Annotated in this window: 9 protein-coding genes; 3 read left to right on the forward strand and 6 right to left on the reverse strand. The window is 73.5% G+C overall.

The window, feature by feature from the left end; all coding sequences use genetic code 11:
• The first annotated feature begins 996 nt into the window (after positions 1-996).
• Positions 997-2,202: a ParB/RepB/Spo0J family partition protein gene (locus ACWCOM_RS03210; protein ID WP_454547320.1), complete on the forward strand. Its 1,206-nt coding sequence runs from the start codon at positions 997-999 to the stop codon at positions 2,200-2,202.
• A gap of 72 nt (positions 2,203-2,274) precedes the next feature.
• Here the strand turns inward: ACWCOM_RS03210 and ACWCOM_RS03215 are convergent, their stop codons facing one another.
• The 6 genes from ACWCOM_RS03215 to ACWCOM_RS03240 form a co-directional block, all read right to left on the reverse strand.
• Positions 2,275-3,480 (reverse strand): peptidoglycan-binding protein, encoded by a 1,206-nt coding sequence (locus ACWCOM_RS03215; protein WP_454547287.1) that lies wholly within the window; start codon positions 3,478-3,480, stop codon positions 2,275-2,277.
• Positions 3,481-3,595: 115 nt separating this feature from the next.
• Positions 3,596-3,931 (reverse strand): thioredoxin, encoded by a 336-nt coding sequence (gene trxA, locus ACWCOM_RS03220; protein WP_454547288.1) that lies wholly within the window; start codon positions 3,929-3,931, stop codon positions 3,596-3,598.
• A 146-nt stretch (positions 3,932-4,077) separates the two neighbouring features.
• Complete coding sequence (gene trxB, locus ACWCOM_RS03225; protein WP_454547289.1) at positions 4,078-5,109, reverse strand: thioredoxin-disulfide reductase; 1,032 nt, start codon at positions 5,107-5,109, stop codon at positions 4,078-4,080.
• A 131-nt stretch (positions 5,110-5,240) separates the two neighbouring features.
• Positions 5,241-6,680, reverse strand: a complete 1,440-nt coding sequence (locus tag ACWCOM_RS03230; RefSeq protein ID WP_454547290.1) for a hypothetical protein — start codon at positions 6,678-6,680, stop codon at positions 5,241-5,243.
• Positions 6,681-6,835: 155 nt separating this feature from the next.
• The gene (gene murJ, locus ACWCOM_RS03235) at positions 6,836-8,458 is read right to left on the reverse strand and encodes a murein biosynthesis integral membrane protein MurJ (protein WP_454547321.1); all 1,623 of its coding nucleotides are present in this window, start codon (positions 8,456-8,458) and stop codon (positions 6,836-6,838) included.
• 79 nt (positions 8,459-8,537) lie between these two features.
• Entirely contained in the window at positions 8,538-9,038 is a 501-nt protein-coding gene (locus tag ACWCOM_RS03240) for an NUDIX domain-containing protein (protein WP_454547291.1), read from the reverse strand.
• Positions 9,039-9,189: 151 nt separating this feature from the next.
• Here ACWCOM_RS03240 and ACWCOM_RS03245 point away from each other — a divergent pair, with 151 nt between their 5' ends.
• Together ACWCOM_RS03245 and ACWCOM_RS03250 are read left to right on the forward strand one after the other, a co-directional pair.
• A complete protein-coding gene (locus ACWCOM_RS03245) occupies positions 9,190-10,602 on the forward strand; it encodes a CCA tRNA nucleotidyltransferase (RefSeq protein WP_454547292.1) in 1,413 nt (470 codons plus the stop codon).
• Positions 10,603-10,810: 208 nt separating this feature from the next.
• A complete protein-coding gene (locus ACWCOM_RS03250) occupies positions 10,811-12,034 on the forward strand; it encodes a glycosyltransferase 87 family protein (protein WP_454547293.1) in 1,224 nt (407 codons plus the stop codon).
• The last annotated feature ends 13 nt before the right edge of the window (positions 12,035-12,047 follow it).

Here is a 12,047-nt window from a genome sequence, read left to right on the forward strand (position 1 = left end):
GACGACGAGCAGGACTGACCGGGCGCTCTGCTCCCATGGCCCGGACAGTGGGTGTCGTCCCGACGCAGGACGAGGCGCCCATCGGCCGCGACCGGCCGTCACTGATCGCTGTGGCGCAGCCGACGGATTCGCCAGCACCCCTCCGGACCAGTGGCGATGCGCCTCGGCGCTGTGGTCGACGACGATGTCCTGCCGCGGGCGACGGACGGCCGTGGGCGTCGGGACATCCGAACCGGGGTCGTCGATGCCTCCTGCCGTCGTTGCCCGCGATCCCTCCGGACACCCGCAGGGGTGCGGTGTGCGGTGTCCGGACATGCCGTGCAGCATGGCGTCGACACCGGCACGGCCATGACATGCGTACGGTGGCCCTCTGTGTGGAGCGGCCGGACGAGGAGGCCTCCTCGGCTAGAATTGACCGGATTGCCGCGCGAGGAGAGGAACACCGTGAGCGAACGACGACGTGGTCTGGGTCGGGGACTGGGGGCGCTCATCCCGAGCGCTCCGGCCGCAGGGACGCGGACGGAGACCCCGGTCGAACCGGACCCGTCGGTCGGGACGGCACGGGCGGCGCGGACCGGACAGGAGGCCGCCGCTCCCCCGGCCGATGTTTCACGTGGAACATCCGGCACCGCGACCGGACGGACCGCATCGCCGCGGTCGGCCTCCTCGAACGTTCCGGACGAGCCGTCGACGGCCGCGACCACCCCGCCGCCGAGCGCGTCGGCCGCGAACACCGACGCCGCGCACGGCGAGGGTGCCGAGGACGCCGTGACCCGTCCGCAGCGGGGCGCCGCGGAGGCCGCCGGCGAATCCGGTGCGACCGGAGCCGCCCCCGCGGGCACCACGTCGACCACGGACCCGGCACCGGACGCGAGCGACACCGCGCCGGGCCGTGCCCCGGAGACCTCCCTGCCCGCAGGTCGGGCCGGGGCGGGGACCCGGGGTCGCTCCGTCAGCCCGGCTGCTCGGCAGAAGGCCATGAAAGCTCGCATGGACATGGGGGAAGCGCTGCGCAACACCACCCTGGTGAGCCGTCCGTCCGACATGTTCTTCCAGCCGTCGGCGTCCCCGGCCGCCCCCGTGGACGGTCGAGACGCGGGCCGCCCGCCCGCTCGGGAGGACGCGCCGGGCCCGTCCTCGGACCCGGCCGGTCCGACCGGGGCGGAGGCCGGCGAGCAGGGGAAGAACGTGCCCGCCGACACGGCGTCACCCGCGGACCGCGTTTCACGTGAAACGCGGTCCTCGTCGCGACCGCCGTCGAGCGCACGGCCGTCTGCGCAAGGGCGACGCCCCGCCGCCGACGACGCCGCGGCCAGCACGTCCGATACCGCGGACCGTGTTGCACGTGAAACGACGGCGGAGGCCGACGGGCTGGCGACCGTGCCCGGTGCCACGTTCGCGGAGATCGCGGTCGCGGCGATCCACCCGAACCGGAAGCAGCCGCGGCAGGTCTTCGACGAGGAGGAACTGGCGGAGCTGGCGTACTCGATCGGCGAGCTCGGCGTGCTGCAACCGATCGTCGTGCGACCCAGCCGGGAGGACGGCGGAACGTCGTACGAGCTGGTGATGGGGGAGCGCCGCTGGCGGGCGACCCAGCGCGCCGGCCTCGGCACGATCCCGGCGATCATCCGGGAGACCTCCGACGACGACCTGCTCCGCGACGCGCTGCTGGAGAACCTGCACCGCAGCCAGCTGAACCCCCTGGAGGAGGCCGCCGCGTACCAGCAGCTCCTGGAGGAGTTCGGCGCCACGCAGGAGGAGCTCTCCCGGCGCATCGGGCGGTCCCGTCCGCAGATCAGCAACACGATTCGCCTGCTGCGGCTGCCTCCGCTCGTCCAGCGCCGCGTCGCCGCCGGGGTGCTGTCGTCCGGCCACGCCCGGGCGCTCCTGTCCCTGGCCGACCCCGCGGAGATGGAGCGGCTCGCCCAGCGCATCGTCGCCGAGGGGCTGTCCGTCCGGGCCACGGAGGAGGCGGTGGCCCTGACCGAGGGGACCGACCGCAAGGCTCCGCGCGCGGCGGCCCCGGCCGGCCGGCACAAGGAGCGGCTGGACTACATCGCCGAGGCCTTCGCCGACCGGCTGGACACCAGCGTCAAGATCGCCCTTGGGGCGCGGAAGGGCAAGATGACGATCGAGTTCGCCTCGGTGGAGGACCTGAACCGCATCATCGAGGTGCTGGACCCGGGTATCGAGCGGTCCTGAGCGGCCCCGACAGCACGGAGCCCCGGTGTTTCACGTGAAACACCGGGGCTTTGTGCGCGACAGGGCTCGGGCTCAGCGTCCGTTGAACTCCGTGACGTCGTCCAGGCGCATGGTGCCCGTGGGCACGTCGTCCTCCGCGAGGAGAAACATCCGCTGCAGACCGAAGACGATGGCCTCCGCGAGGTGGCCGCGGTGCTCGGGATCCGCCAGGGCCGCGCGGTCCGTGGCGCTGGAGAGGTAGCCCAGGTCCAGCCAGACGGTCGGGGCGTCGTGGGTGCGCAGCAGCTCCCACTGCCGGGCATGGCTGCCGAGGTCGAGGGCACCGGTGCGGGCGACCATCTCCTTGAGCACGAGCCCGGCGGCGCGCTCACCGATGGGGGAGTAGACCTCGGAGTGGTCCTGCTCGCCCCAGTAGTAGGAGGCGAGACCCGTGGCGGCCGGCGAGTCGTTCCAGTCGCAGTGCAGGGACACGACCACGGGATCCGGGCGGCCGCCCACGGCCTCGGGCACGGAGGGCTCGCACCGGACCGGCTCACCGCGGCGGTCCCTGAGGCCCGGCTCCGCCGCCACGACCACCGGGGCGGCGCCGATCTCCTGCAGCAGCCCGAAGGCCAGGACGGAGACATCGGTGGTGATCTCGTCCGCGCGCTCCGCGAAGTCCGGGGCGGCCGAGGCCGGGGGCTGCTGGCCGGCGGCGCGCGAGGGCACGAGCACCACGGAACGTCCCCGGAGGGCCGAGGTGGCGCGCTCCAGGCGGTGGTAGTCCCGCAGGGAGAAGGCCTTCGACGAGGTGATGTTCTTGTTGATCCGGGCGAGGGCGGCGATGGTGTCGAGGTCCACCACACCCGTCTCCGCCACGCCGAGGCTCTGTTGCAGCTCCAGCACGGCATGGTGCGTGCTGCGGGTGAAGACTCCGTTGAGGTGCCCGTAGTAGAAACCCAACCGGGAAAGGTTGTGCTGCAGTCGGGTGACGTCGTCGCCGCGGAGGGGGCGGTCCTCGTCGAGGTAGAGGGGGCGGTCCCCGAGCGCGTACTGGGCCTCGTTGAGGCAGCGGTCGGTCTCGGGGCCGACCAGGCCGTCGACGATGAGCCCGCGCTCCTGCTGGAAGGCCCGCACGGCGGCGTCGACGTGGTCGTCGAAGTAGGAGGGGTTGTTCACGTCCTGCGGCGCGAGGTAGGCCACGGTGACGCCGGCCCGGAGCAGACGCTCCCGGAGGCCCACCACGCGCCGGTTCGTCAGGGTGCGGCGCAGCATCGGTTCGGTGTCGTCGAGTTTCACAGATGTCCCACGGTCGTCGGGTCGTCGTCGGTGCCGGTACAACGGCTCATCCGTCCCCTCCCGCTGGGGGAGAGGACGGATGAGCGCGATGTGGCAGGGATGTCGGTGCGACCGATCAGTTCCCGGGGGTCAGGTAGTCGGCGAACTCCTTCTCGAGGGCGCTCTTCGGCTTGGCGCCGATGGCCTTCTTGACGACCTCCCCGCCCGAGAACAGGTAGATCGCGGGGATCGAGGTGATGCCGTACTGGGAGGCCACCGCGGGGTTCTCGTCCACGTTCAGCTTGACGACCTCGACGGCCTCGGCGTGCTCGGCGGCGATCGCGTCCAGGACCGGGCCGACCATGCGGCAGGGGCCGCACCACTCGGCCCAGAAGTCGACGATGACGGGCTTGTCCGACTCGAGGACCTCGGTCCGGAAGTCGGCGTCGGTGACGTTCTTGGCGGCGCTCATGTTTCTCCTTGTCCGGGCGCCGGCCCGCTCGTGGCGTGCTCGGCGCGCTCTGTGGATCTGGTGCGAGGGACGGAACTGGTTCGATTATGGCCCATGCCGGGCGGGGCGGCCGGTGCCGTCCCGCCCGGCCGCGGGGCCGGGGACGCTCAGCTGTGCAGCACCGAGCGGTCGTGCAGGGCGGCGAGGTAGTGCTCGGCGTCGACCGCGGCCACGCACCCGGAGCCGGCGGCGGTGATCGCCTGCCGGTACGTCGCGTCCACGACGTCGCCCGCGGCGAAGACCCCGGCGAGGCTGGTGGTGGAGCTGCGCCCGTCCACCTGGATCGTGCCGTCCACGGTCAGCTCGAGCTGGTCCGCGACCAGCGCGGTGCGCGGGTCGGAGCCGATCGCCACGAACAGCCCCGTCACGGGCAGCTCCGACGTCTCCCGGGACTCGGTGTCCCGCACGGTGACGGAGCGGACCTTCTCCTCCCCGTTGATGGCCACGACCTCGGCGTTCCACAGCACCTCGATCTTCGGGTCCTCGAAGGCCCGCTGCTGCATGATCTCGGAGGCGCGGAAGCTGTCCCGCCGGTGGATCACGGTCACCTTCGAGGCGAAGCGGGAGAGGAAGGTGGCCTCCTCGAGGGCGGAGTCCCCGCCGCCGACGACCGCGATGTGCTGCTCCTTGAAGAAGAAGCCGTCACAGGTGGCGCACCAGCTCACGCCGTGGCCGGAGAGCCGCTTCTCGTCCGGCAGGCCGAGCTCCCGGTACGCGGAGCCGGTGGCGATGATCACGGCGTGCGCGCGGTGCACCGAGCCGTCCTCGAGGGTGACGGTCTTGACCTCGCCCTCGAGCTGCAGGGCGATGACGTCCTCGTAGCGGATGTCGGCGCCGAAGCGCTCGGCCTGCTGCTGCATGTTGGACATCAGGTCCGGGCCCTGGATGCCGTCGATGAACCCGGGGTAGTTCTCGACCTCGGTGGTGTTCATCAGCTCGCCGCCGGCGGTCACGGAGCCCGCGAAGACGATGGGGTGGAGGTCGGCGCGCGCGGCGTAGATCGCGGCGGTGTACCCGGCGGGGCCGGAGCCGACGACGATCACCTCGTGGACGACCTCGTCCCCGGGGGCGGACGTCGGCTCGCCGCCGCGCGGGGTGAGATCCAGGGCGTTGATCACGGGACCGAAGTCGGGACTCACTGTTCTGCTGACCTTCCGTACAGGGAGCGGCCGGACGGGTCCGGCCGCGGGGACCACTGGCACAACGGGGCGCGCACGGCGGATATTCCGGTGCCGCGCGTGCCCGGCCGCGGCCGCCGGCGGCGGGGCCGTCAGTCCAGCTGGATCTCCCCGACCCGCAGCCCGTAGGTGAACCCGGCGATGGGGTTGGTCAGCTGCGGCAGCTGGGTCCAGTTCACGATCACGTACTGGTGGTCCTCCTCCCGGGCCCCGGCGGCCAGCGGGACGGTGATCTCCGGGCCGGTGAAGGAGCCGGAGCCCACCTGCTGGGCGCCGTCCAGGGTCGGGGTGTCGTTGACGTAGACGTCGAAGAGGCCGCCGGACCCGGAGGACTGGCTCAGTCGCAGGGTCTCCACCGGTGCGGCTTCCTCGAGCTGCACGGCCAGGCCCACGCTGGGCGCCTGGTTGCCGAAGCTCTGGTCGGAGAACCCGTAGCTGATCCAGTAGGTGGACGGGTTCCCGTCCACGGTCTGGCCCAGCTGGGCGTCCTGGTCGGCCATGAAGTTCGGGTTGCCGGGCACGAGCCGGGTCACGGCCGTGGGCTGCGGGTCCGCCGCCGGGGCCGTCGGCTCGGCCTCCGCGCCCGGCGGGGACTGCTCCGTCCCCCCGTCCTCCCCGGCGGGGGCGCTGGCGGCCGGGTCCGGGGCGTTCGCCCCGGTGAAGAGCCCGCCCAGGCGGTCGAAGCTGAACACCACGGCCCCGATCAGCAGGGCCAGCAGCACCACCACCAGCAGGAGGAGGCCCCGGCCGCCCCGCTGGGTGCGCGGAGCGGGGTCCTGGCCGCGCGGCGGCGGGCCGGCGGGCGCCTCCGGCTCGCGCTCCGGAGCCTCCTGGTGCTCGTCGTAGTAGCTGTCGTAGCGGTTGTCGCCGTCGTAGCCGGGATCGATGTCGGTGCCGGCGGTGCGGCCGGCCACGGCGGCGGTGCCGCTGGCGGCCGCCCGGTCGAAGAGCGTGGAGCGGGTCGAGGTGGCGCTGACCCGCACCGGCCGGCCCAGGCGCGTGCGCACCGAGGGGGCGGGGGCGGCGTCGTCGTAGGAGTCGTCGTCCCGCCACCGGGTGACCTTGGGCTCGGGGGCCGCTCCGCCGAGGTCGTCCGCGGGCTCGGTGGCGACCACCGGCGTCGGGCTGGTGGGGTCCGGCTCGTCGTAGACGTACGAGGCGCTGCCGGTGCCGCGCGGCGCGCCGAAGATGTCGTCGCTGAGCGACTCGTCCTCGATCTCGTCGGGCTCCACGAGCAGGGAGTCCAGCATGTCCGCGGCCGGGGTGTGCGAGGTCACGAGGTAGGTGTGGGCCTCCGCCTGGCCCAGGTCGAGGATCTGGAACGGGGCGCCGATGCTGCCGTTGGCCATCGAGCGGGCGTTCTCCACCAGCAGGGCGGTGTGCCGCTCCGCGGGCAGCAGGATCGAGACGCGGCGGCCCAGGATCTGGTCCTGGCCCTCGAGCACGTGGTCGCCCTCGGCGGTGGCCAGCACGTCGGTGACCACCTTGTAGCGGCCGCCGAGGACGGAACCGAGCTTCATCGGTGCGGGCACGTTGGCTCCCTGGGGGTCGGGAATTCGCGGGCGGGGGCCGGAATTCGCGGGCGGGGGTGGCCGGCGGGGCGGAAGGGGTGTTCCTGGCCCACGTCGCCGACCACTGTGCACTTTACCGGTCCCGGCGGCCCGCGGCGGAGAGCCGTGTCACACGGTCAGCGGCCGAGCCGGGCGAGGACCGGGCGCACGAGGTCGTCGAGCTCCCGGACGCGGCACAGCCGGAGGGCGCCCAGATAGGCGACGCCCATGACGGTCCCGCCCACGGCGACGGTCGCGATCGCGCTCAGCTGACCGGTCCAGGGGAAGCCGTGCGGGTCGTAGCCGCCGAGCAGGAACAGGGCCGCGGCACCCACCCCGCCGGCGAGCAGGGACGCCACGAGGATCCGGGCGTGGGCGTCCAGGATGCGGGCGAGGTCGTAGTCCCCGATCCGCCGGACCAGGACCAGGTGGTAGATGAGCGTGCTCAGGATGTTCTGGGCCGCGTAGCATCCGGCGACCGCGAAGATGACGAGGTGCGGCGGGGCCAGGGAGGCGATCAGCAGCGCGCAGGCGACGGTGAAGAGGGCCACGCCCACCTGCACCAGGAACGGGGTGCGGGCGTCCTCCTGCGCGTAGAAGGCGCGGCCGAGCATGAAGGAGACGGACATGAAGGGCGCGCCGATCGCGATCACCGTGACCACCTGACCGATCACGGCTCCGGCGGAGGGCACGCCGCCGCTGAAGAGCATGCCGAGGGGTCCCGCGAAGACGATGAGGGCGACGGTCGCGAAGACCGTGGCCACGCCCGTGATCCGCAGGCTCGAGGACAGGGACGCCACCATGCCGGTCCGGTCCCCGTCCGTGGAGGCGGCGGCCATCCGGTTGAACAGCACCGTGGCGATGGACAGCCCGATCACCCCGTGCGGCAGGGAGTACAGCATCGAGGCCTGGTTCAGCGCCGCGACGCCCGCGATCTGCTGCGGCGGGTCCATGGCGAGGTACTCCGGGCGGGAGCCGGTGGGGATCGCGGCGACCTTGGTGAGGGCCAGGAACGCCAGGTTGGCGATGACCCCCGTGGCCAGGGTCCAGCCGGCCAGCCGTGCGGCGGTGGAGAGCCCGATGCCGCGCCAGCCGAAGCGGGGGCGCAGCCGCAGTCCCAGCCGGCCCAGCGGCCAGAAGAGCACCAGGGCCTGGGTGGCGACGCCCACGGTGGCCATGGCCGCCAGCCAGAACGTCTTGGCCGCCGTCCAGTCGTCCAAGGAGTGCTCCGCCGCGGCGTACGCCCCGAACTGCCGGATGAACACGAGCAGCGCCGCGATGGCCACCACGTTGTTGACCACCGGCGCCCACATGTACCAGCCGAAGGCGCCGCGGGCGTTGAGCACCTGACCCACCACGGTGTAGAGGCCGTAGAAGAAGATCTGCGGGAACGTGAACAGCGCGAACGTCACGCCGAGCGAGAGCTGCCCCTCGGTCCAGTCGGTGCCCATGGTCCGCACGATCGGTCCCGCCAGGGCCACCACGACCGCCGTCACGCCCAGCAGCGCGAGCACGGCCAGGGTGAGCAGGCGGGAGATGTAGTCGGCCCCGCCGTCGTCGGCGGTCCGGGAGGCCTTGATGATCTGGGGCACGAGGACGGCGTTGAAGATGCCGCCGGCCACGAGGACGTAGATCAAGTTCGGCAGCGTGTTCGCCAGCTCGAAGACGTCCGAGACGGTCGTGATCGAGCCGATGGCCACCGTGATGAGCACGGTCTTGACGAACCCCAGGGCGCGGGAGACCAGCGTGCCGGAGGCCATGATCGCGCTGGAGGCCGCCCCCGAGCGCCGGGCCGGGGCGGGCGGCGCGTCCTGGCGCCCGCCGGGGGAGCGCACGGTCTCAGAGCTGGTGGATGATGTATTCACGGGCGATGTCGGCGATGCGCCGCTCGTTGGGAAAGGACAGTTTCCGGCCGAGGTCGTCGATGTCCACCCACGCGACGTCCACGGCCTCGTGGTCGGGGTCGTTGTCCGTGGTGAGGTGCCCGCCGGTGGCGCGCAGCAGGAAGTGGTGCACCGTCTTGTGCACGCGGTGCCCGGAGACCGTGAACCAGTAGTCGATGCTGCCCAGCGGGCTCAGCACCTCCCCGGCGATGCCGGTCTCCTCCTCGATCTCGCGGATCGCGGCTTCCTCGTTCGTCTCCGCGCCCTCCGGGTGGCCCTTGGGCAGGCACCACTCGAGGCGTCCGCCCCGGTTGATCCGGGCGATGATGGCCACCGGGTGGGAGGGCGTGGCAAGGTCGACGACGATCCCCCCGGCGGAGACTTCCTCGACCGTGGGCAGCGCGGCGGCCGGCGCGGTGGGCCGCTTCTTCGGTGCGCTGGGGACGGGGAAAGCCATGTCTCCTACCTTGCCACACTCCTCCCGGCTCCCGCCCGCGGACGGGTCCGCGCACCGCGCCGCGGGCGGGGCCGCGGACCGGTTCCCGGCCCGCCCGGGCGGCCCGTCCGGACGGGCCGGCGCTCCGGGGTCTGGAACAATGGGCGGCACCATGACGCAGCTCCCCGACATCGACGCGATCCACCCCGCCGCCCTCGACCTGGGGCGGCGGTTCGCCGACGCCGGCCACGAGCTCTCGCTCGTGGGCGGGCCCGTGCGCGACCTCTTCCTCGGCCGGCCCGCCCTGGACCTGGACTTCACGACCGACGCCACGCCCGACCGGACCCTCGCCGTGGTCGCGGGCTGGGCCGACGCGGTGTGGGAGATCGGCCGGGACTTCGGGACCATCGGGATGCGCCGGGGCGACGTGCAGCTGGAGGTGACCACCTACCGGGCCGAGGCCTACGACGCGGACTCCCGCAAGCCGCAGGTGGCCTTCGGCACCTCGCTCGAGGACGACCTGTTCCGCCGCGACTTCACGATCAACGCGATGGCGCTGCGGCTGCCCGGGCTCGAGCTCGTCGACCCGCACGGCGGGGTCAAGGATCTGCACGCCCGGACGCTGCGCACGCCCGGTGCCCCGGAGGACTCGTTCTCGGACGACCCCCTGCGGATGATGCGCGCCGCCCGCTTCGCCTCCCAGCTCGACGTCGAGGTGGCCCCGGAGGTGCGCGCCGCCATGACGGACATGGCGGAGCGGATCGCGATCGTCTCGGCCGAGCGCGTCCGGGACGAGCTCGTCAAGCTGGTCTGCGGGCGCCGGCCCCGGCAGGGGGTCGATCTCCTCGTGGGAACGGGGCTCGCCGCGGTCGTGCTGCCGGAGGTGCCCGCCCTGCAGCTCGAGACGGACGAGCACCACCGGCACAAGGACGTCTACCAGCACTCCCTCACCGTGCTCGAGCAGGCGGCGGAGCTGGAGACCGGCCCGGACGGTCCCGTGCCCGCCCCCGACTTCGCCCTGCGCTTCGCGGCCCTCATGCACGACGTCGGCAAGCCCGCGACCCGCCGCTTCGGGGCCGACGGCGCGGTGAGCTTCCGCCACCACGAGGTGGTGGGCGCCAAGCTCACCGCGAAGCGGATGCGGGCCCTGCGCTTCGACAACGACACGATCCGCACCGTGAGCCGGCTGGTGGAGCTGCACATGCGCTTCTACGGCTACGGGGACGCCGGGTGGACCGACTCCGCCGTGCGCCGCTACGTCCGGGACGCGGGGGAGTGCCTGGAGCGGCTGCACCGGCTCACGCGGGCGGACGTGACCTCCCGGAACCGGCGGAAGGTGGCCCGGCTGTCCGCCGCCTACGACGACCTCGAACAGCGCATCGCCGAGCTCTCCGCGCGGGAGCAGCTCGACGCGGTGCGCCCCGAGCTGGACGGCCAGCAGATCATGGCCGTGCTCGGCGTCCCGCCGGGTCCCGTGGTCGGGCAGGCCTACCGGTTCCTGCTGGACCTGCGGCTCGACGAGGGGGAGCTGGGCGCCGAGGAGGCGGAGCGGCGGCTGCGGGCCTGGGCGGCGGACACCCTGTGAGCACCCGGGCGGAGTCCGTCCCGGACGCCCCCCGCACCGCCCCGGAGCCGGGGCGGCGCCCCGCGCCGCGGATCGGCCCGGGGCGGCCGGACGAGTCGGCCCGCCGCGCCGCTCCACCCGTGACCTCTATGCATGCCGAACAAGGCATATGCGCTGACCGCTCCGTTCCGCGTCCGGAGGACGTGCTGCACGGCCGGCGGTGGACCCGATGAGCCGGCCGGGCGGGCGCCTCGGCGGACACGGGCTGCAGCTGGCGGGCCTGTGCCTCTACACGGTCATGGTGGCCTACCTGCTGCGGCTGCCCTGCCGGGTCCCCGGCGGCGCGGCCGCCGAGCAGCTCCCCGCGCTGTGCGCCACCGAGGTGACCCCGGCGGCTACGGCCGGGACCCTGGACGGGTTCTTCACGGGAGGTCCCGCCGGGGACCAGCCCGCCCTGGTCGGGATGGTCACCACGGTGCTCGGGTGGATCGCGGCCCGGCTCACCGCGCTGCTCGGCGCGGACGTGGGCGGCGGCGTGTCCGCGAACCTCTCCGTGGTGCTGCTGGCGCTCCTGTGGCTGGCCACGGTCGCCGTGGTCTCCGGGCTCTCCGGCCGCCGCCGGGCCGACGCCCTCGTCCTGGCCCTGGCGCCGGTGGCGGCGCTGGTGGGCTTCAGCACGTGGGACCTGTGGGCGGTGCTGCTCATGGTCCTGGCGCTGCTCCTGCACGTGCGCGGCCGCCCGGGACCGGCCGGGGTGCTCCTCGGCCTGGGGGCGTCCGTGGCGCTGTTCCCCCTCGTGGTCCTGCTGGCCGTGCTCTTCCTCGCGGCCCGGTACCGCCAGTTCCGGGACTTCGCGGTCGTCCTCGCCGGGACCCTGGCCGCGTGGCTGCTGGTCAACGGCCCCTTCATGATCGCGGCGTGGGAGCAGTGGCTCGGCCGGTTCCGGGCGGCGGCCGACCGCCCGGTGGCCGGCTCCTCCCTGTGGAGCGTCTGGGGCCGTGCGGACGCCGTCCCCGGGGCCGCCGAGAGCGGCCAGCACGTGCTCCTGGCCCTCGTGCTCGGCGGCGCGGCGGTGCTGGTGCTCACGCTGCTCACCCGCCAGGAGCCCAGCGTCGTGCAGGTCGCGTTCCTGCTGCTCACCGTGCTGGTGCTCACGGGCCCGGCCTACTCGCTGGTGCACGCGCTGTGGCTGGCCCCGCTGCTGGTGCTCAGCCGGCGGAACTGGATCGAGTTCGCGGCCTGGCAGCTCGTCGAGGTGCTGTGGTGGACCACGCTGGTGCTGCCGGAGGCGGCCTGGCCGCTGCTGCCGTGGACCGCCCGCACGGGCTGGGACGCCCAGGACCTGCTGGCGGCCGTGCGGGTGCTGTTCCTGGTCTGGTTCCTGGGCGTGGTGGCCGTCGACGTCCTGCGCGGCCGCCGGGCGATGCAGATCGGCGTTCCCGAGGCGGAGTGAGCGCCGGCGCCTC

The organism is Kocuria sp. KH4 (genome assembly GCF_053711175.1).